The organism is Rhizobium centroccidentale (assembly GCF_030182565.1).
Classification (GTDB): Bacteria; Pseudomonadota; Alphaproteobacteria; order Rhizobiales; family Rhizobiaceae; genus Rhizobium.
Genome location: NZ_JAQJCG010000003.1, coordinates 472,592 through 493,739 on the forward strand (window position 1 = coordinate 472,592; position 21,148 = coordinate 493,739).

Annotated in this window: 17 protein-coding genes; 7 read left to right on the top strand and 10 right to left on the bottom strand. The window is 61.0% G+C overall.

Annotated elements, in window-relative coordinates; all coding sequences use genetic code 11:
* Window positions 1-7 precede the first annotated feature (7 nt).
* A complete protein-coding gene (locus tag PH562_RS06080) occupies window positions 8-736 on the top strand; it encodes an SDR family oxidoreductase (RefSeq protein WP_285172029.1) in 729 nt (242 codons plus the stop codon).
* Window positions 736-2,367: an FGGY-family carbohydrate kinase gene (locus PH562_RS06085; protein WP_285172030.1), complete on the top strand. Its 1,632-nt coding sequence runs from the start codon at window positions 736-738 to the stop codon at window positions 2,365-2,367. The genes PH562_RS06080 and PH562_RS06085 overlap by 1 nt, the downstream gene beginning before the upstream one ends.
* Window positions 2,368-2,376: 9 nt before the next feature.
* On the opposite strand, the gene PH562_RS06090 is transcribed toward PH562_RS06085, so the two are convergent.
* Window positions 2,377-3,270: a LysR family transcriptional regulator gene (locus PH562_RS06090; protein WP_285172031.1), complete on the bottom strand. Its 894-nt coding sequence runs from the start codon at window positions 3,268-3,270 to the stop codon at window positions 2,377-2,379.
* A 259-nt stretch (window positions 3,271-3,529) separates the two neighbouring features.
* On the opposite strand from PH562_RS06090, the gene PH562_RS06095 reads away from it, so the two are divergent.
* The 3 genes from PH562_RS06095 (at window position 3,530) to PH562_RS06105 (ending at window position 5,907) form a co-directional block, all read left to right on the top strand.
* Window positions 3,530-3,928, top strand: a complete 399-nt coding sequence (locus PH562_RS06095; protein WP_285172032.1) for a (R)-mandelonitrile lyase — start codon at window positions 3,530-3,532, stop codon at window positions 3,926-3,928.
* Window positions 3,929-3,939: 11 nt separating this feature from the next.
* Window positions 3,940-4,677, top strand: coding sequence for an SDR family oxidoreductase (locus PH562_RS06100; RefSeq protein WP_285172033.1), 738 nt, complete (start codon window positions 3,940-3,942; stop codon window positions 4,675-4,677).
* A 309-nt stretch (window positions 4,678-4,986) separates the two neighbouring features.
* A complete protein-coding gene (locus tag PH562_RS06105) occupies window positions 4,987-5,907 on the top strand; it encodes an alpha/beta hydrolase (RefSeq protein WP_285172034.1) in 921 nt (306 codons plus the stop codon).
* 1 nt (window position 5,908) lies between these two features.
* On the opposite strand, the gene PH562_RS06110 is transcribed toward PH562_RS06105, so the two are convergent.
* Together PH562_RS06110 and PH562_RS06115 are read right to left on the bottom strand one after the other, a co-directional pair.
* Window positions 5,909-7,912, bottom strand: coding sequence for a CocE/NonD family hydrolase (locus PH562_RS06110; protein WP_285172036.1), 2,004 nt, complete (start codon window positions 7,910-7,912; stop codon window positions 5,909-5,911).
* Between the two features lie 21 nt (window positions 7,913-7,933).
* Complete coding sequence (locus tag PH562_RS06115) at window positions 7,934-9,511, bottom strand: ABC transporter substrate-binding protein (protein WP_285172037.1); 1,578 nt, start codon at window positions 9,509-9,511, stop codon at window positions 7,934-7,936.
* 122 nt (window positions 9,512-9,633) lie between these two features.
* Between PH562_RS06115 and PH562_RS06120 the strand changes: the two genes are divergently transcribed.
* Both PH562_RS06120 and PH562_RS06125 read left to right on the top strand, forming a co-directional pair.
* Window positions 9,634-10,419: a helix-turn-helix domain-containing protein gene (locus tag PH562_RS06120; RefSeq protein WP_285172038.1), complete on the top strand. Its 786-nt coding sequence runs from the start codon at window positions 9,634-9,636 to the stop codon at window positions 10,417-10,419.
* Window positions 10,420-10,581: 162 nt separating this feature from the next.
* Window positions 10,582-11,691, top strand: a complete 1,110-nt coding sequence (locus tag PH562_RS06125) for a thioesterase domain-containing protein (RefSeq protein ID WP_285172039.1) — start codon at window positions 10,582-10,584, stop codon at window positions 11,689-11,691.
* A gap of 63 nt (window positions 11,692-11,754) precedes the next feature.
* On the opposite strand, the gene PH562_RS06130 is transcribed toward PH562_RS06125, so the two are convergent.
* The 7 genes from PH562_RS06130 to PH562_RS06160 form a co-directional block, all read right to left on the bottom strand.
* A complete protein-coding gene (locus PH562_RS06130; protein WP_285172042.1) occupies window positions 11,755-13,386 on the bottom strand; it encodes an ABC transporter ATP-binding protein in 1,632 nt (543 codons plus the stop codon).
* The gene (locus PH562_RS06135; RefSeq protein WP_285172043.1) at window positions 13,379-14,206 is read right to left on the bottom strand and encodes an ABC transporter permease; all 828 of its coding nucleotides are present in this window, start codon (window positions 14,204-14,206) and stop codon (window positions 13,379-13,381) included. Before PH562_RS06135 ends, PH562_RS06130 begins: the two co-directional genes overlap by 8 nt.
* Window positions 14,203-15,210, bottom strand: coding sequence for an ABC transporter permease (locus PH562_RS06140; RefSeq protein WP_285172044.1), 1,008 nt, complete (start codon window positions 15,208-15,210; stop codon window positions 14,203-14,205). The genes PH562_RS06135 and PH562_RS06140 overlap by 4 nt, the downstream gene beginning before the upstream one ends.
* 199 nt (window positions 15,211-15,409) lie before the next feature.
* Complete coding sequence (locus PH562_RS06145) at window positions 15,410-16,999, bottom strand: ABC transporter substrate-binding protein (protein ID WP_285172045.1); 1,590 nt, start codon at window positions 16,997-16,999, stop codon at window positions 15,410-15,412.
* 126 nt (window positions 17,000-17,125) lie between these two features.
* Entirely contained in the window at window positions 17,126-17,908 is a 783-nt protein-coding gene (locus PH562_RS06150; RefSeq protein ID WP_285172046.1) for a carnitinyl-CoA dehydratase, read from the bottom strand.
* A 6-nt stretch (window positions 17,909-17,914) separates the two neighbouring features.
* Window positions 17,915-19,972: an acetate--CoA ligase family protein gene (locus tag PH562_RS06155; protein WP_285172047.1), complete on the bottom strand. Its 2,058-nt coding sequence runs from the start codon at window positions 19,970-19,972 to the stop codon at window positions 17,915-17,917.
* Between the two features lie 4 nt (window positions 19,973-19,976).
* Window positions 19,977-21,137 carry an acyl-CoA dehydrogenase family protein gene (locus PH562_RS06160; RefSeq protein WP_285172049.1) on the bottom strand — a complete coding sequence of 387 codons (1,161 nt, stop codon included), beginning with the start codon at window positions 21,135-21,137 and terminating at the stop codon, window positions 19,977-19,979.
* Between the last annotated feature and the right edge of the window lie 11 nt (window positions 21,138-21,148).

The window sequence follows — 21,148 nt, forward strand, 5'->3', positions numbered from 1 at the left end:
GATTGATATGAGACAGGATTTTGCCGGCAAGGTTGCCGCCATCACCGGGGCTGCGTCCGGAATTGGCCTCGAATGCGCCAAATCGCTATTGAACGAGGGCGCCAGCGTCGCTCTCGTCGACCGGGCCGAGGACAGCCTGAAAAGCCTTTGCGCCGAACTAGGACCGAACGCCTTTCCCGTCGTCGTCGATCTTCTGAAACCCGAGAGTGTGGCGACCATGTTGCCGCAGATTCTCGACAGGTTTGGCAAACTCGATATCTTCCATGCCAATGCCGGCGCCTATATCGGCGGAGAGGTCGCGGAAGGCGATCCCGATGCCTGGGACCGGATGCTGGATCTGAATATCAACGCGGCCTTCCGTTCGGTCCGCATGGTGCTGCCGCACATGATCGAGCGCAAGACGGGCGATATCATCATGACCAGCTCGATCGCCGGCCTGGTGCCGGTGGTCTGGGAGCCGATCTACACGGCGTCCAAGCATGCCGTTCAGGCATTCACGCACACGGTGCGGCGTCAGGTCGCCAAGCATGGCATCCGCGTCGGCGCCGTGGCGCCAGGGCCGGTGGTGACGGCGCTGATCAGCGATTGGCCGCAGGCAAAGCTCGACGAGGCGATCGCCGCGGGCGGTCTCATGGAGGCGACGGAAGTGGCGGAGGCGGTCGTCTTCATGCTATCCAGACCGCGTAATATCGTAATCCGGGATCTGGTGATCCTGCCCTTGAGTACGGATCTCTGATGACGACACCTTATTTCATCGGCATCGATGTCGGCACCGGCAGCGCCCGGGCTGGAGTGTTCGATGCGCGTGGCCATCTCCTCGCTGCGGCGAAGCGGTCGATCACTATCTGGCACGAAGCCGGCAGCATCGTCGAGCAGTCGAGCGAGCAGATATGGAGAGCCGTCTGCGACAGCGTCAAAGAGGCTGTCGCAACGGCAAAGATAGCGGCCGATGACGTTTCGGGCATCGGCTTCGATGCAACCTGTTCACTGGTCGCGGTCAAGGCGGATGGTCGGCCCGTGGTTGTGGGACCATCGGGCGATGCCAGTCGCAACATCATCGTCTGGATGGATCATCGCGCGGCCGGCGAGGCGGCGGAGATCAATGCCGGAAACCATGCCGTGCTGCGCTATGTCGGCGGCCGCATCTCACCCGAGATGGAGACGCCGAAGCTGCTCTGGCTGAAGCGAAACCTGCCGCAATCCTTCGCCGCAACGGATCATTTCTTCGATCTCGCCGATTATCTGACCTGGCGCGCGACGGGTTCGCTGCAGAGATCAATGTGCACGGTGACATGCAAGTGGACCTATCTCGCCCACGAAAAGCGCTGGGACGCGCATTATTTCAAGGATATCGGCCTTGGTGAGCTGGCCGACGAAGGTTTTGTGCGGATCGGCACCGAGATCGTCGAGCCGGGTACGGCGCTTGGCGACGGCTTGAACGAAACCGCCGCCCGCGATCTTGGCCTTGCCGTTGGCACGCCCGTCGGCGCCTCGCTCATCGACGCGCATGCCGGCGGCGTTGGTACGCTTGGCGGGCAGGGACCGGACGGCAAGGCGGATGTCAGAAACCGGCTCGCCTATATCTTCGGCACATCGGCCTGCTCAATGGCGTCGAGTGATGGCGCCGTCTTCGTCGATGGCGTTTGGGGACCCTATTATTCGGCCATGGTGCCAGGTCTCTGGTTGACTGAAGGCGGTCAATCTGCGGCAGGGGCGGCGATCGATCATCTCGTTACCCTGCATCCGGCATCCGGCGAAGCGCGTCAGAAGGCGGAGGCCGAGGGCTTGTCGCTGGTCGCCTGGCTGGATCGGCAAGCCATGAAAGCAAGCGGAAACGCGTCCGACGCCGTGAAGCTCGCGCAATCCATCCAAGTGGTTCCCGAATTTATGGGCAACCGCTCACCCTATGCCGATCCCGATGCGCGCGCCGTTATCTCCGGCCTCGGGCTGGAAACTGGCATCGACGATCTCGTCGCTCTGTACATCGCCGGCCTCTGCGGCATCGGCTATGGCCTCAAGCAGCTGCTCGAAAAGCTGGCTCAGGACGGCATCGCCTGCGACCTCATCATAGCGAGCGGCGGCGCTGCCCAAAGCGGCCTCGTGCGTCAGCTTCTGGCGGATGCGACAGGCCGGCCGGTCGCTGTCGCGGATACGGAGGAGCCCGTTCTTCTCGGTGCGGCGATGCTCGGCGCCACGGCTGGCGGGCATTCTGGTTCGCTCTTGGAAGCCATGGCCACCATGTCGCGATTGGCGAAGAGGTTCGAGCCGGCGGATGGTGCCATCAGGGCGTTGCACGAGCGGCGTTACGAAGCTTTCGAGCTGCTACAATCGGCAGATCGCAGCATCAGGGCCTTGATGGCGTCGTAAGTCCGGTCATCAGCCGCGATAGCGCAGCGCCTCCAGCACCACCGCAAATGCCGAGGACGGCTGGCGGCGGCTCGGATAATAGAGATGGTAGCCCGTCCAAGGCGGGCACCAATCCTCAAGCACACGAATGAGCCGACCGCTTTCGATATCTGGCTGCACCAGATCATGAGGCGCATAGGCCAAGCCATAGCCAGCGACTGCGGCGGCCAGAACCTGTCGGATACCGTTAAATGTCATCTGGCCGTCGACGCGCACCCGCAGTTCGTCGCTGCCCTTTTCGAATTCCCAGATATAATTGCCGCCATGGGTCGGAAGACGGAGGTTGATGCATTTATGAGCGGTGAGATCTTGAGGGATGAGCGGTTTGTCGCGTCCCCCGAAATAGGACGGGGAGCCGACCACCGCGAAAGCCTGATCGGGAGCGATGCGCACGGCGATCATGCCGTTGGCGACCGTCTGGCCGAGACGCACGCCGGCATCGAACCGTTCTGCCACAATGTCGGTCAGGCCGTAATCGTTGATGATCTCGACATGGATGTCGGGATAATCCTTCAGCACGCGGGCAAGCTTCGGCCAGATATAGGTATCGACGGCATAGTCGACCGCGGTGATCCGGATGGTGCCGGCGGGCTTTTCGCGCAATTCGGTAACGGCGAAGAGCTCGGCTTCGATCTCCTGGAAACGCGGCGTCAGGGATTGCAGCAGGCGCTCTCCGGCCGGTGTCGGGCTGACGCTGCGCGTCGTGCGCGTCAAAAGCCTGACGCCCATGCGCTCTTCGAGCTGTCGCACGGTGTGGCTGAGCGCCGATTGCGAAACGCCCAGCTGTGCCGCCGCCCGGGTGAAACTCCGCTCTCTGGCAACCGCGAGGAAGAACAGCAGGTCGTTGACGTTTTCGCGCAGCATCTATGAGTACCCCTCATATGTCCGGCGATGCTCTTATCACGGAATGAGGGAGTAACATAGCGCGAGCAACGAAGCGAAGGGCTGATATCCTGCGCCAGCAGGCGTTCCGGTGTTTCAGCCAGTCACAGCGAAAAACGGCATTTATCGCTGCCGTTCATAAGTCTATGCGGGCGTGACCCACTACTGCTCTGAAATTTGGAGGCTAGATTAGCCTCATATGGTCGAGCCATTGCGGCTCATCGCAGGAAAGGATGTCATCATGGATATCAAGAGAAACGGGACACAGCCATCCGGCAAAGGTCCTTCGGACTGGTTCACCGGCACCGTACGCATCGACCCGGTCTTTGCCGCCAATGACGCGCGGCGAGCTGCGGCCGGCAGCGTCACATTCGAACCCGGTGCTAGGACTGCGTGGCATACCCATCCGCGCGGCCAGACCTTGATCGTCACCGCCGGCTTCGGTCTCGTTCAGCGCGAGGGCGGGCCGATCGAGGAGATCCGCCCTGGAGACGTCGTCTGGTTCGAGCCGGGCGAGAAGCACTGGCATGGCGCCTCGCCGACGACAGCCATGACCCACATCGCCATCCAGGAGCATGTCGACGGCAAGGTAGTGGATTGGATGGAGCATGTGACGGACGCGCAATATCAGGGAAAATGAGGTCGAAGATCATGGCAGAAGGTATCCAGGACAAGGTCGTTGTCATCACGGGCGCCAGCAGTGGCCTCGGTGAAGCAGCCGCTCGCCGCCTCGCCAAGGATGGAGCCAGACTCGTTCTCGGCGCACGGCGTATCGATCGCCTGCGCGCGCTCGCAAAAGAGCTTTCGCTGAGCGAAGATGCGGTCGTCCAGACGGACGTCGCGGATTGCGCGCAGGTCAAGGCGCTCGTGGACCATGCCGTACAGCGAAACGGTCGCGTCGACGTGCTGATCAACAATGCCGGCCTCATGCCGAGTTCGATGCTTGAGCGTCTTCACATCGAGGAATGGGACCGGATGATCGATGTCAACATCAAGGGCGTGCTCTACGGGATTGCCGCTGTTCTTCCTTACATGAAGGAGCAGAAGAGCGGGCATATCATCAACGTTGCCTCGGTGGCCGGGCACAAGGTCGGGCCGGGCGGCGCCGTCTACTCGGCGACGAAGCATGCCGTACGCGCGCTGTCCGAGGGCCTGCGCCAGGAGGTAAAGCCTTACAATATCCGCACGACGATCATCTCGCCCGGTGCGGTCGCAACCGAGCTGCCGGACACGATCACCGATCCGGATGTCGCTGCCCGCATCACCGAAGTCTATAAGGGCGCCATATCGCCGGAGGCATTTGCCAGCACCGTGGCCTTCGCCATAAGCCAGCCGCAAGACGTCGATATCAACGAAATCCTGTTTCGCCCGACGGCACAGGTTTACTAAATGAAGCAACCGACCCGCGAGGCATTTGTGACCTCGCGGGCCGCGTCAAACGGGGATGGAAGAAGAGCTTATGATTAGGCTTGTGATTGGCGCGGCACTCGCGCTCGCAGCGCTGACTTGGTCCAACGCGCAATGCATGCAGATGCCGACGGGCTTTTCCTTGCCGTCAAGTAGCGTATTTGCGGCTGATTGACCCTCGCAGCTTCCGGTAAGGATGTCGCCATCGCGGCGGTGCTGGCCGTGGGCAGATAAGCGTTCGGTTGCGCGGCCGCCTAGTCTCGATCCATTGGCACGAATCGAGGATATCCGATGACCCCTGTTGACCGTCCCATGCCGAGTGAAGCCGGCATCCTGGAGTTCATGGATATCTGCGATTCCTTCTATCCACCGGATGCGGTAACGGTCTCCATCGCACAGCAGCGCCAATGGTATGACGCGCTCTGCGCTCGTTTCGATCGCCCTTTACCGGAGGGCATGCAGACCGCGGATGATCTTGTATCCGGAACGATTCCCGTCAGGCGTTACAAGCCCGCCAATATCCTCACGACAACGAAGCTGCTCTATCTCCACGGTGGCGGTTTCGTCGTCGGTTCGCTTGAAAGCCATCATGCGATCTGCGCCGAGATTGCCGATCATGCCGGCGCCGAGCTGATCTCCGTCGATTACCGTCTAGCACCGGAATATCGCTGGCCGGCACAGACGGATGACTGTTTCAGTGTCCTCAAGCATCTGCTCGCCGAGGAGAAGTCCGTCGTGCTGATCGGCGATAGCGCCGGCGGTAATCTCGCGGCAGGGCTGGCCGTGCGAGCGAATGCCGAGGGGCTTTCAGGCATTGTCGGTCAGATCCTGATCTATCCCGCGCTCGGCGGCGATCTTGTCTCCGGCTCCTATGAGGAGATGGCCGAGGCGCCGGGCCTGACGACGGCCGATGTCGCTTATTACCGCACTATTCTGCAGGCGCCGGAAGGCGATCCGGTCTCCGAGCCGCTTGCCTCGTCCTCCGTGGCCGGCCTTCCGCCAACCTTCATTACCGTTGCGCATTACGATCCGCTGCGCGACGACGGCCGCAACTATGTGGCGCGTCTCGTACAGGCGGGCGTCGAAGTCTGGTTCCGCGAGGAGCCGCAGATGGTGCATGCCTGGCTGCGGGCACGGCATATGAGCGATGGCGCGCGCGCCGGTTTTGCCGCCATATGCGCGGCGGCAAGCCGGTTTGCGGGGTCGCACTGAGCTACATCAGGTCGCGGGCGATACGTTTTTCCTCGAAGGTCTTCCGAAAGATCTCGGTCTCGCCCTCATAGGCAACGACCGAGGCGCTGATCACCCAGTCCTTCGCCGTGCAGGATATGGAGGATGTCGCCACCGTGCGAACGAACCAGCCCGGGCGACTCATATCGCAGGTCCATGTTGAAACACCCGTCATCGATAGCGGATCGTTTGGCGCGATCGACCAGACCTCTTCGCGCAGCTGCCGTGTGGAAAGTCCCGTTCTGGGATGCTCGGAAAGGCCGGTATCCTCATGAATTTCATAGCGGGTGACGCCGGCCGAGAGATCGCGCACCACCTGCCGCTTTGTGGAGGCGGGTGCGTGTTCGATATATTTCGGCAACGGATCGGGATTGTCGGGCTGCTTGATGTCGATGATCTCATGCGCGCCGAGCTTGGGCAAAGCAAGGCCGATGGAAGCGATATCGATCGTCAGCCCAGGATCTTCCGGCGGCGGCAGCACCATCGGCCAATAGGCCGTCGACAGCGACAGGCGAATGCGATGCCCCTTGCGGAAACGATAGCCGCAGGCATCAAGCGTTAAGGTCACTCTAACCTGTTGGCCTTTGCTCAAGGGCTCCGGCGCGGCATTGCCATTGCGATGGGCGAGATTGAGCACGCCGAAAGAGACGCGCGTTGCGGTGCCGTCCGGATGGATGTCGACGAGCCTCGCGCAGAGATTGGCGGTTTCGGCATCGCACCGTAGCGTCAAGGTGACAACGGGGCGGCCGAGATAGTCGTAATCCTCGACCAGGGGCGCGGTCTGGAAGGTCAGCGACCCGGCGTCGTCGACGCGCTGATCGATCGCCATTTCCGCATCCGGCTTCAGAGTGAACCATTCGCCCGAAGCGGTGCCCGTGTCGAGCGGTGAGCGCAGATAAACGGGATGTTCCGGCGCGTGCGGGATCGGCATGCCTTCCATCAGCGCGCCGAATTGCTCGACATAGAAGCACTGCATCTCCGGCCGCTGCCACTCTTTCTTGGCAATCCAGAAGCCGGGGTCGAAATCGCGGCGCATGGCTGGCTTTATGGCATCGAGAATGTAGGCACGCACCGATGGCATGGTCTCGGCGCCGTTGCGCTCGCCACGCAGCCAGCGGTTCCACCAGGCGATGGCTTCTCCATGGAAATCGACCCGCGGCTTCGGCCAGGCGAAATGCGGATATTTATGGACCCATGGGCCGATCAGCGCCTTGGCCTTATCCCCGAGCCCTGCGACCGCCAGCAGTGGCGTATTGCGATAACCGTCAGCCCAGCCGGCAATGACGATGGCGGGAATATCGAAGCTCGCAAAATCCTCGCAGATCGAGCCGTGTCGCCAGAAGTCGTCGCGGCGCTGATGCTGGAGCCATTCCTCCATGAAGAAGGGTTCCTGCTCCAGGCGCTCCAGCCACATATTCCGCCAATCGTCGCCGACGATGGCCGGGTCGGGCGAGCGCGATTGGTAGCCGAGCATGGTCGCCGCCCAGGAAAGCTGGGCGGAGAGGTGGCAGCCGTTCTTGTAATGGATATCGTCATTATAGCGGTCGACCGTGGAGGCGATCGAAATGACCGCCTTCAGCGCCGGAGGCTTCAGGGCCGCGACCTGCAGGCAATTGAAGCCGCCCCAGGAAATGCCCATCATGCCGACCGAGCCGTTCGACCAGGGCTGCGCCGCGATCCAGGCGATCAGCTCGCAGGCATTGGCAAGCTCGAGCTCGGTATATTCGCCATCGATGATGCCGCTGGATTCGCCGGAGCCTCTTATATCGACGCGCACGCCGGCGATCCCGGCTGCAGCGAAAACCGGGTAGGTGGATTCGTCACGCGGGCTTGTCCCGTCGCGCTTGCGGTAGGGCAGGAACTCGAAAACGGCAGGCACGGGATCCTTCTCCGCGCCATCCGGCATCCAGATGCGCGCGGCGAGCCGCGTGCCGTCCTTCAGGGTGATCCACTGATTTTCGATGGTCGTGAAGCTGCGGTCTGACATGGTCATATATCCCGAAGAGGTTTAGGCATTAAACCATACACGGCTGCCGATGTAGCCGTTGGACATATCGTTGCCGATATCGTCGACATATCCCTTCAGCGTTTTCGAAGAGGCCATGATGTAGTCGTTGAAGACGGGCAGGATCAGGCCACCATCGTCTCGCACCATCAGCGCCAGCTGTCGATAAAGCACCTTGCGCTTGGCCTCATCGAGTTCAGACCTTGCCTGCAGCACCAACTTGTCGAAGTCAGGGCGCTTGAAACGCGTGTCATTCCATTCTGCGGTCGACAGGTAGGAGGTGGAGTAGCGCGAATCCTGGGTCGGACGACCGCCCCAGAACGAGGCGCAGAAGGGCTGCTTGTTCCAGACATTCGTCCAGTAGCCGTCTTCCGGTTCGCGCTTGACGTCGATCGCGATGCCAGCCTTGCGGGCACTTTGCTGGAACAGGATCGCCGCATCCACGGCACCCGGAAAGGCTGCGTCTGAGGTGAGCAACTGAACGGGACGGTCGAGGCCCGATTTCTTGAAATAGAAGGCGGCCTTGTCCGGATCATATGGCCGTTGCTCGATATCGCTCGGCGCAAGCGCGTAGTTGGAATTGACCGGATAGTCGTTGCCGATCGTCCCGTAGCCGCCCAGAACCTTGTCCAGGATCGACTTGCGGTCGATCGCATATTTCAGCGCAAGCCGCAGATCGGCGTTGTCGAATGGCGCCGTGTCGCAATGCATCAGGAAGCAGTAGAAGCCCTTGCCGGCATTCCGGACGATCTCGACGGTCGGTGCCCGCTCCAGCATCGGCACGGTCTTCGGGTCGACATTGTTGACGAAATGGACCTGGCCGGAGGCGAGTGCTGCAATGCGGGCGGTGTTGTCGTTGATGACGAGGATTTCGACGCTGTCGACGAAGCCTCGGTCAGAGCGCCAATCCTTCGAGTTCTTCTCGAAGGTGGCGCGAACGCCCGGTTCAAAGCTCTTCAGAATGTAAGGGCCGGTGCCGACGGCCGCCGCCGGCTTGTCGACGCCGCCCTTTGGCTGGATGATCAGGTGGTAGTCAGTGAGAAGGAGCGGCAGGTCCGCATTACCTTCGGAAAGCGTCAGAACAAGATCGCCTGCCTTTTCCTCAATGCCTGTAATTGAGGCCATAAGCCCGAGGGCGCCCGACTGCGAGTTCTTGTCCGCATGCCGTTTTAGTGTCGCGACGATATCGGCGACCGTCATCTTGCTGCCGTCGTGAAACTGCACGTCGTTCCTGATCTTGAAGGTCCAGACCGATGCGTCCGCCGATGGCATCCAGGAAGTCGCCAACGACGGCAGGGGAGCGCCGGTCTTCGGATCGGATTCGATAAGCGTGTCGCCCCAGAGACGGCCAATGACGAACAAGACGGAGGCGCTATAAGTCGCCGGGTCGAGCGCGTCACTGGTGGCGCCGCCCTTGAGGCCGAGCTTCAGATGACCGCCACGCTTTGCTTCCTGCGCGCGGGCATCGCGCGGCATCAGGAGGCCGGAGGCGAGGGCCGGCAATGCGCCCAGCGCGACGGCACCGCCCAGGAAGTGGCGGCGGCCGATGCTCAGAGAAGATTGATCCTTTTGATGCGTCATGACAGTTCCCTCGTTTCCATTTTGTGCGTGGAAACCTAGGGAGCGGATCGGCTCATGCAATTTCGCGACTTGACGCATCTTTAAGCGAGTTTACGCTAGTTCCTTCCAAGACGGAGTTACGGATGCCTCACCTGGCCGAGAACCTTAAAATTGCCTGCGCAACCCAACGCTCCATTTCGCATCTGTGCCGTGCAATCGATATCAACCGGCAGCAATTCAACCGATATATCAACGGCCAGACGAGGCCGTCTGCCCATAATCTGGCGCGCATTGCCAAGTATTTCGATCTTGAGGCCGCCGACTTTGGTCTCGCTCCCAGGCTCTTTCGCGAGCGGCTTCGCAAACCGGCCCTGGACCTCAATCAAAGTTCCGAATTGTTAAAGGCGTTCCCCGGAGATCTAAGCGCGCTCCGGCGCCATATCGGCTATTTTCAGACCTACCATCGCTCACCGTCCTGGCCGGGGATGGTCGTCTGTTCCTGCAGTCGTCTTGTCGAGCAAGGCGGTCTTGTGCATGTCAAGTCGATGGAGCGCCTGCGGGACCCCGGAAACGGCATCCAGCAGTTTTCCAAATATGTGGGTTTGGCCGCCTTCTATCGAAACCGGATCTTCATTACCGAGCGTGTCGTCGGCCCGAATCCCATATTGTCACAGACGATCCTCCTGCCCTTCGACGATTACCAGCGCGTCTATCTGCGCGGCACGACAATGGGAGTTTCCTGGCGAAAGGAAAACCTCCCCTATGCCTCGCGGATGATCTGGCGCCATGTCGGCACCGAGCCGGACCTTCGTGAACTTCTCTCGCGCTGCGGACCTCTGCCGCTATCGTCGCGCCGGCTGCCGCCGACGGTGCGCTCATTCCTCGCCGATCCATCCGCAGAAGTATATGCGGTGCCGGCAGAATATTAAGGAGCCGATTGACCGGTCGGGTCAGTCTTCGGCGGTTCGAGAGCGAAACCCTCAAATACAATAGAAAGTTGTGCTTTTACAGAATATATTAAGGGTCGCTTTATATAATTGCAGTTTATCTTGAGGTTGGCGACACATGCTTTGACATTCGGGGGCGGTTAGATGCTTTTCTCTGCGAGAACGGATGCAGATTCCAGCCCTCATACCTACGTCAGCGATCTGCTTCGGCAAGAAGCAAAGGTTGATTTACGCCACGACGCAGACATTCCCGATGCTGTCTCAGTCAATCGGCTGTTGAGTTTTATCAAGCGCTTGTGGAGCGAAAGCGGTGAGGAGCTGGATGTCAATGTCTTCTATCGTCATCGCACCCTTGATGCTCTCGGCCTTGCAATTTCCAATCACGAAGATCTCTCAGTCTCGCCGAAAATCATAGAGCTCCGTGGCGGCGAGGGCACCGCGCCGTTGCTGCTATTTGCCGGCGGAGCAAGCTGCTTCCTGGAAATGCAGCAACTGATCAAGGAAATCCGCTTTCCAGGGCCGATCCTCGGCGTTGCGTTGACGGCCTTCAATCGCGATCGCCACCATCCGGCAACGGTCGAAGACGAGGTCCAAAGTACGCTGAGAGCGCTGCAGGCAGCAGGGATCCGCGAGCCATATCGATTGCTCGGTTATTCGTTTGGCGGTGTTTTTGCCTTGGAGCTCGCTCGCGTCTTGAGCGCGCAGAGGCAAAAGATTGCATTCCTTGGCATGCTGGATACCCCGTTTGGCGAGCAGGAGTGGCCGCTGATGACCTGGGGTGGGTTCATGTGGCAGCGCTGGAGACGAGCCCGAACCAGAAAGAAGAACCTAAGGAAAACCGATGCTCAGCCACGCCGCCAAGCATCGGCTCAGGCCGGCGGGTCGGTTATCGGGCGACGAGAACTCCTCGCAAAAAAACTGAAGCCCCTTTCTTTCCGCTACGCCGATCCGCATTCGGCCTATTATCCGGAGCTGGCACCGCAATGGATGGGGGATTATCCGCCGCGTTACGATGCGGCTGCCAGACAACTTCTGCGCATGAAAGGCCTTTACAAACCAAGCTGTTACGACGGCGAGTTGACCTTCTACCGCAGCCTACAAGGCTCGCCGGTCGATTGCGATCCCAAGACCATATGGGGGCGCTTTCTCACGCACGCGAACTGGGTCGATGTTGCCGGCAACCATCAGAGCATGATTGTCGGCCGCAACGCCGGCACGCTCGCTCGCGACCTCAGCGCGCGGCTTGTGCGCTGAGGTCTCCATCGGCATGAAAGCGCGAGTGAAGGCTAAGCCGCAGAGGTGAAAGATGCCGGTCTTTCAATTTCCAGCGCTTGCCATCCTCCGAGTCGTCAGCACGCGCTCCAGCCAGCCGATCTCCATTTCGGGCACCGACTTCAACAGCAGGTCGGTGTAATCGTCGAAAGGCGGCGACAGCGCTTGCGATTTCGGGCCGAAGCGGACGAGTTTGCCGCGATGCATCACCGCGACGCTATCGGCGATGGCGCGCACGATGGCGATATCGTGAGTGATGAAGACGTAGGAAAGATGCGCCTCCTCCTGCAGCTTCAAGAGCAGTTTCAGAATGCCTTCGGCAACCAGCGGATCGAGCGCCGAGGTCGGCTCATCGCAAAGGATGAGTTCGGGCTTGGCCGCAAGCGCTCTGGCGATGGCGACGCGCTGTTTCTGGCCGCCGGAAAGCTCGGCCGGATAGCGGTCGATGAAGCCGTTGCCCATCTCGATCTGATCCAGCAGCTCTTTCACGCGCGCCGTCTTTGCAGCGCCACGCAGGCCGTCATAGAAGGTCAGCGGGCGGCCGATGATATCGCGCACGGTCTGGCGTGGGTTCATCGCCGTATCGGCCATCTGGTAGATCAGCTGGATACGCCGCAGCTCCTGCCGCGAGCGGTCTTTCAATGCAGGCGTCAACGGCTTGCCGTCAAAGGAAATCCGCCCGTCGCTCGGGGGCAGCAGGCCGGTGATGACGCGGGCGAGTGTCGATTTGCCAGAACCGGACTCGCCGACCACTGCCAAAGTCTGACCTTTAGGAACATGTAGAGAAACATCGTGCAATACTTTGAAGCCATTCGAGTATTGCGCGCTGATGTTCTCAACTTTCAAAAGCGCGCTCGTCTGATCGGTGGCTTCTGCGCGTACTTCCTGGCGAACGTTGACGAGGGCGCGGGTATAATCCTGCCGCGGCTCCTCAATGATCTGTTGGACGCTGCCATATTCTACCGTCTTGCCGTGCCGCAACACCATGATGTCGTCGGAAATCTGGGCGACGACGGCGAGGTCATGGGTGATATAGAGCGCGGCGGTATGCGTCTCCTCGATGGCGTGCTTGATGGCCGCCAGCACGTCGATCTGCGTGGTGACATCGAGCGCGGTCGTCGGTTCGTCGAAGACGATCAGTTCGGGATTGGAGCAGAGCGCCATCGCGGTCATGGCGCGCTGAAGCTGACCCCCGGAGACCTGATGCGGATAGCGGTCCCCGAAGGTTTCCGGATTAGGCAGGCCAAGCACGCGGAAGAGATAAAGCGCCCGCTTTCTTGCCTCCTCCTTCGTCATCAAGCCATGCTTCACCGTTGCTTCAATGACCTGATCACCCAAGCGATGCGCCGGATTGAAGGCGGCCGCTGCCGACTGCGCGACATAACAGACCCGCGCGCCGCGAATCCTGCGGATGCCGGATTTACCGAGCGGCAGGATGTCGGTGCCGTCAAGCAATACCTGGCCGCCGGTGATTTCGGCGCCGCCACGGCCGTAGGCGAGGGCGGAAAGGCCGATGGTGGACTTGCCGGCGCCGGACTCGCCGATCAGTCCGAGCACCTTGCCTTTCTGGAGGTCGAAGGAGACGCCGTCGACGATGGTGACGCGCTTCGGTGGCTCGCCCAGCGGATAGCTAGTCGCCTCGATCTTGAGACCGCGAACGGAAAGAAGCTCAGGCATCGCCACGCCCTCCCTTGAGGCTGGAAGTACGCCTTAAAAGCCAGTCGACCACCAGATTGACACAGATTGCGAGTGCCGCAATGGCGGAACCCGGCACGAGCGCGGCAGAGATGCCGAAGATGATGCCGTCCTTATTGTCCTTGACCATACCGCCCCAGTCGGCCGCCGGCGGCTGAATACCGAGACCGAGGAAGGAGAGGGTGGAGAGGAATAGGATCGAGAAGGCGAAGCGCAGCCCGAACTCCGCCAGCAGCGGCGACAGCGTATTCGGCAGGATCTCGCGGAAGATGATCCAGATCTTGCCTTCGCCGCGCAGCTTGGCGGCTTCTACGAATTCCATGACCGCGACATCGAGTGCCACGGCGCGGCCGAGGCGGTAGACGCGGGTGGAATCGAGGATCGCCATGACGAGGATCAGCACGATCAGGCTCTGCGGCAGGACAGCGAGCACAACCAGCGCGAAGATCAGCGTCGGGATCGACATCATCAGGTCGTTGAAGCGCGAAAAGATCGTATCGATCCATCCGCGTGAGACGGCGGCGGTGAAGCTGAGGATGATGCCGAGCGAGAAGGAGATGATCGTTGCCGCCAGCGCGACGAAGAGCGTCGTGCGGGTGCCGTAGATCAGGCGCGACAGGATATCGCGGCCGAGATTGTCGAGCCCGAAGAAATATTGCGCATCGGCGGGCTGCCAGACATTGCCGACGACTTCCGTCTCGCCGAAAGGGGCGATCCAGGGCGCGAAGATGGCGCAGATGAAGGCAATCAGGATACCGATGATGCCGATCCAGGCAGTGATGGGGATATCTCTCAATCTCATCGCGGATGCCTCAAACGGGGGTTGGCGACGATGGCGAGAATATCGGCCGTCATATTGAGGAAGATGTAGACGGCAGCGAAGATCAGGCCGCACGCCTGGACGACGGGCATGTCGCGCACCGTCACGGCGTCGACCATATACTGGCCCATGCCGGGATAGACGAAGACGACTTCGACGACGACGACGCCGACGATGAGATAGGCGAGGTTCAGCGCGATCACATTGATAATCGGCGCCAGCGCATTGGGAGCTGCGTGCTTGACGATGGCGCGGAAGGCGGAGAGGCCCTTCAGCTCGGCCGTTTCCATATAGGCCGAGGACATCACGGAAAGGATGGCCGCACGCGTCATACGCATCATATGCGCAAGCACGACCAGAACCAGAGTTGCAGTCGGAAGAGCGATAGCCCTCAGCCGATCGATTAAGCCCATGCCGTCGAAGACGGTCGCGGGAAAGGTCGCGACACCGAATTTGACGGAAAAGAACATGATGAGGAGATAGCCGATGAAGAATTCCGGCAGCGAGATCGCCGCCAGTGAGATGACATTGATGATCTTATCAGGCAATCGGCTCCTGAAATGGACCGCCAGCATGCCCAGGCAGACCGCCAGCGGCACTGAAATCAAGGCGGCAAAGCCGGCGAGAAACAGGGAGTTGCCGAGCCGTTTGCTGATCTGCTCGCCGACGGAATTCTTGCTGGCCCAGGAGGTGCCGAAATCACCCTGGACGGCATTGCCGAGCCATTGCACATAGCGGGTGACCACAGGCCGGTTGAGGCCAAGCTCTTCGCGGATATTGGCGACGGCCTGCGGCGTTGCCGATTGGCCAAGATAAGTGGTTGCAAAATCGCCGGGCAGGGCTTCGAGCCCGCCGAAGATCAGGACCGAGACCGCAAACAGCAGGATGATACTGAGCACGCAACGCTCGATAATGAGGGCCAGCAGCGGAAAGCGCTGCTTGAACCTCAGCCCCGGCAGAACGGTTCCGGGAGGTGAATTGGACATGGCCGATGCCTCGCACTGAGAGCGGCTCCATGTTTCATGGGAATCGCAAAGCCGCTCAATCTTGTTGTTTTACGCAATTCCGGACGAAAAACAGCTGTGCATTTTTCCGGGAATTGCTTGAAACGTCGGGAGGACCGCGAAAAGCTTTCGCGGTCCCGGCTGTGTCAGAGATGAGGGCGTTTTCGCCCGGCTTCGGGCATCAGGCGTCCAGCCAGACGCGGGTCGCGACGTAGCCGTTCGACATGTCGTTGCCGATATCGTGGACATAGCCCTTCACCTGCTTGGTGGAGGCATTCACGAAATCGTTGAACATCGGCAGGATGACGCCGCCTTCATCGCGCACCATCATCGCCATGGCGCGGTAGAGCTCCTTGCGCTTGGCGTCGTCCAATTCGGAGCGGGCCCGAAGAAGGAGCTTGTCGAAGTCGGGGCGCTTGAAGCGCGTGTCGTTCCAGTCCGCCGTCGACAGATAGGCGGTGGAATACATCTGGTCCTGCGTCGGTCGACCGCCCCAGTAGGAGGTGGAGAAGGGCTGGACGTTCCAGACGTTCGTCCAGTAGCCATCGCCCGGCTCGCGCTTGACCTCGATGTTGATCCCCGCCTTCTTGCAGCTTTCCTGATAGAGAACGGCTGCATCGACGGCACCGGGGAAGGCGACTTCCGACGTGCGCAGCAGCACCGAGCCGCTGTGGCCGGACTTCTTGTAATGGAAGGCAGCCTTGTCGGGATCGTAGGTACGCTGCTCGATCCCTTCGGGGAAGAGAGCATAGGTGCTGTTGATCGGGAAATCGTTGCCGACCTTGCCGTAGCCGCCGAGGATCTTCTTGACCATCGTCTCGCGGTCCATGGCGTATTTCAGTGCCAGGCGCAGGTCGTTGTTGTCGAAGGGCGCCTTGTCGCAATGCATGATGAAGACGTAGTGACCGCGACCGGCAGTGGACAGGATTTCGACAGTCGGCGCGCGCTTCAGAAGATCGACGGTTTTAGGGTCGACGCGGTTGATGTAGTGGACCTGACCCGACGACAGAGCAGCGATACGCGCCGTTGCGTCGTTCATGCAAATGATCTCGACCGAATCGACGAAGCCGCGATCGGTGCGCCAGTCGTCCTTGTTGCGTTCGAAAGTGGCGCGCACGCCCGGCTCGAAGCTGACCTGCTTGTAGGGACCGGTGCCGATCGAGGCGAGGGGATCGTCATAGCCGCCGTTCGGCTGGATGACGAGGTGATAGTCAGTCAGGAGCAACGGCATGTCGGCGTTGCCTTCGGTCAGCGTCAGGACGAGATTGTCGCCATCGGCCTTTATCTCCTTGATCGACTTCATGACGCCAAGCGCACCAGATTCCGACTTCGCATCCGTATGGCGCTTGAGCGTGGCGACAACGTCGTCGATCGTCAGATCCTTGCCGTTGTGGAATTTGACGCCCTTGCGGATCTTGAAGGTCCAGGTGGCGGCATCCTTCGACGGCTCCCAGGATTCGGCGAGCGAGGGAACGGCAGCGCCCGTCAGCGGGTGAGATTCCACCAGCATGTCGCCCCAGCAGCGACCGATGCAGAACATGACCTGGGACAGGAATTTCGCCGGATCCTTGGAATCGGTTGCAGCGCCGCCTTCAAGGCCAAGCTTCAGATGGCCGCCGCGCTTCGGTTCGGCTGCCATTGCACTTTCGGTAAAGAGTTTGTCGGCGAGCGTCAAAGTCACGCCCGCGGCCATTGCGCGTCCCATGAATTCGCGGCGGCTGAGCCCGCCCGCGGTGACGCGGCTTGCAAGATATTTCGTATAGTCGTTCATTCCCCTGTTCCTTCTTCTTGCCGTGTTGACAAAGCTATCGAGCAAGCCACTTCAGGTCACGGTTCCTCTTCCGCCTGAAGCCTGTCGCCCGCGAGCATGCGGGAAATTGAGCGGTTGCTGCCGCCTCTACCTTCCTTTCCAGATGGGGGCTCGCTTCTCGGCAAAAGCCCGTGCGCCTTCCAATTGATCTTCGCTCGAATAAAGGAGGTCGACGGTTGCGAACTGCCGTTTGGTGATCTTGTTCATGGCAGTCTGAAACGTCGAACCCTCCGCTTCACGAACGATTTCCTTGATCGCAGCGTAGACCAGCGGCGGTCCGCTTGCGAGCAGACGGGCGAGTTCCCAGGCCCTGTCCATCAGCTTGTCGGCGATGACAATCTCGTTGACGAAGCCCCAGCGATGCGCCTCCTCGACATTGAGCCAGCGGCCGGTTAGCAGCATGTCCATGGCGATATGATAGGGAATGCGCTTCGGCAACTTGATCGATGCCGCATCGGCGACGGTGCCGGAGCGGATCTCGGGCAAAGCGAAGGTCGCGTGCGGGGCGGCGATGATGAGGTCGGTGGACAGCGCAATTTCCAGCCCGCCGCCGCAACAGATACCGTTGACGGCGCAGATGATCGGCTTGTTGAGGTCGCGGAGTTCCTGCAGACCACCGAAGCCGCCGACGCCATAGTCGCCGTCAACCGCGTCGCCGGCTGCCGCAGCCTTCAAATCCCAGCCGGCGGAAAAGAATTTCTCGCCGGCGCCGGTGACGATGGCGACGCGCAGATCCGGGTTGTCGCGGAAATCGCGAAAGATCAGCCCCATCTTGCGGCTGGTCGCGAGATCGACGGAATTCGCCTTGGGCCGGTCGATGATGACCTCGAGGATGCCGTCTTCGGAGCGGGTTCGAATGGGGTCTTGCAACTTCCGCTACCTCCTTCGCCGGATGAGAGCATCCGCGGCAATGACGCCGCGAGATTCTGCTAGGACCATCAATGGATTAATGTCTAGTTCTTCCAGATGTGCGGCATTCGTTACGACATATTCTGCCGCTGATAGGATGGCATCAGCTATGATATCGAGGCTGCTTCCCGCGCTACCACGATAGCCTTCGATCAATTTGCGAACTTTCAGCCGTGAAATCCGCTCCAGGACCTCAGCTTTCGTAACCGGAAGCGGCAAAACGACGGAATCCTCAAGCAATTCCACGAGAATTCCGCCCGCACCGACTGTCAGGGTCAGGCCAGCGACAGGATCGCGAACAGCGCCGACGATGAGCTCGGCGATGGGGCGGTCGACCATCCGCTCGACGAGGAACCCGTGGGCGACACCGGCCATGCCTTCGGCCGCATCCACAACGGCGCGCCTATCCCAGAGGTTGAGCTTAACGGCGCCAACCTCGGACTTGTGCTCGACCCCAAGAGCCTTGAGCGCGACCGGGAACCCAAGTTGCTCCGCGCACTCGGCCGCCTCGGTTGCTATGGCAACTGTCTTGCCGCGCGGGATGGCTAGGCCGGCTTCGGCAAGATCTGCCTTTGCGGCAGCTTCACTCAGGGTTTCGACCTCGCCTTCGGCAATGGAGACGTTGAGGAGCGGCAATGGCTGCGGCCTATTCCAGGCCTCGGCGATGCCGCTGGCGATATCCGCCGCCGCCAGCGCTTCGCTGATGCCGCAGAGCGGTACAATGCCGCTTTCGATCAGCCGCTGCGCGGTTGCCTCCGGCAGGTTTTCAGGCAAGGTCGCCAGAATGGCGGCGCGGGCGCCCGTCTGCTTCGCCGCCGCGGCAACCGCCGCAACAGTAATCATCCAGTCGGCGCCATCACAACGATCCTCGCGCGGGAAGTCGAGAACGAGGAGATTGAGGGCATAGCCGCCGGCGAACATGGCGCTGAAGGCCTCCGTCTGGCGGCCCAGATCGCCCCAGACGAAGGTGTGATAGTCCAGCGGATTGGAAAGCGTCACCATCGGGCCGAGGGTCGCGCGCAGGGCAGGAAGCTGTTCGGCTTTCAACGCGCGGAACTCGATAGTCCGGCCGACGGCGGCGTCGGCCATCAGCGATGCCTCGCCGCCCGAACAGCTCATCGAGGAGATCGCATTGCTTTCGAGAGGGCCGGCAACATGCAGGAGTTTCAGTGTTTCGATCAGCTCCGGCAATGTCGCGACGCGGCCGATGCCGAGACGTTCGAGAACGGCGTCAGCAACTGCGTCGCTACCGGCAAGCGATGCGGTGTGCGACACCGTGGCGCGTTGCGCCTGGTCGGATTTGCCGACTTTCAGTGCGACAACGGGCTTCTTTAGCTCTCTGGCGCGCATGGCGAGGGCTTCCAGTGCCCTGATATCGCCAAAGCCTTCGATATGCAGGCCGACCGCTGTGACGCGCGGGTCCTCAAGGACGGCTTGGGCAAGGTCCGACAGGCCGGTCTGCGCCTGATTGCCTGCCGTCATCAGATAGCTGATCGGCAGGCCCCGTCTCTGCATGCTGAGATTGATGGCGATATTGGAGGATTGTGTGAGCATGGCAACGCCGCGCTCGGTTCTGACGATGCCATGCTGGTCTGGCCAGAGCAGAGCGCCGTCCAGCCCGTTGATCATGCCATAGCAGTTTGGGCCAACGATCGGCATGCCACCTGCCGCTTCGACCAGCGCACACTGCAAGTCCGCGCCATCAGGCAGTTCCGCCACGGCCTCGCTGAAGCCCGAGGCGTAGCAGACGGCACCGCCGGCACCTATGGCAGCGAGGTCTCGAACAATGTCGACGGTAAGCGTCCGGTTGACGCCGACGAAGGCGGCGTCGGGCGCATCAGGCAGGTCGGCGACCGACCGATAGCAGCGGCGGCCAAGGACGCTTTCCTGTGTCGGATGCACCGGCCAGATCTCGCCGGAAAATCCCATGCGGTCGCATTGCTCGATGACGCGCCGTGCCTCTCTGCCGCCGAAGACGGCGATCGTTCTGGGGCGAATGAGGCGGTCGAGCGAGCGCTGGGTCATGGGCTCATGCTCCGAACGGCCGAAGCAAGTCGCGGCTGATGATGTGCCGCTGGATTTCCGAAGTGCCGTCCCAGATGCGCTCGACGCGGGCGTCGCGCCAGAAGCGGGCGAGCGGCAAGTCGTCCATCAGTCCCATGCCACCGAAGATCTGGATTGCCTCGTCGGTGACGCGGGCGAGCATTTCCGAGGCATAAAGCTTGGCTGAGGCGATCTCGCGATTGGCCGGGATGCCGGCATCGAGCTTCCAGGCGGCCGATAGCGTGAGCAGATCGGCCGCGTCGATCTCGGTAATCATGTCGGCGAGCTTGAAGGATACGCCCTGATTGGCGCCGATCGGCTTGCCGAACTGCTTGCGCTCGGCCGCATAGGGCAGGGCGAGATCGAAGACACGGCGTGCCCGGCCGACGCAGGTTGCGGCGACCGTCAGGCGGGTCCCGTAGAGCCACTGATTGGCAAGATCGAAGCCGCGATGGACTTCGCCGAGCACCTGCGACTTCGGCAGGCGGCAATCGGTGAAATTCAGAATGGAATTGTGGTAGCCGCGATGGGAAACCGAGTCGTAACCCCTAAGGATCTCGAAGCCCGGCGTGCCGCGATCGACCAAGAAGGCTGTGATCTTCTTCTTGACGCCCCGATGCGTGTCCTCCTCGCCAGTGGCGGCAAAGACGATGACGAAATCGGCGACATCGGCGTGCGAAATGAAATGCTTCGTGCCGTTGAGCACGAAATCGTCGCCATCCTGCCGTGCCGCGCATTTCATGCCGCGCATGTCGGAGCCGGCATCCGGCTCGGTGATCGCGAGCGCATCGATTTTCTCGCCGCGTACCGCCGGCCGAAGATAGCGCTCGCGCTGCTCGCCTTCGCAGGCCATCAGGATGCCGGAGGGGCGGCCGAAGAAGACGGTGAGTCCCATCGAGCCACGGCCGAGTTCGCGCTCGACGAGCGTGAAGGTGACGTGGTCGAGCCCGGCGCCACCGATTTCCTCAGGAAAATTGCAGGCATAGAAGCCGAGCTCGATACATTTGCGCCGGATCTCGTCTCCGATTTCAGGCGACACAAAGCCGGTGCGTTCGACTTCGTTCTCGTGCGGATAGATCTCCGTCTCGACGAAGTCCCGGACCGTCCTAACGATCATCTCTTGTTCTTCGCTGAGCCCGAAATTCACGATCGCTTCCT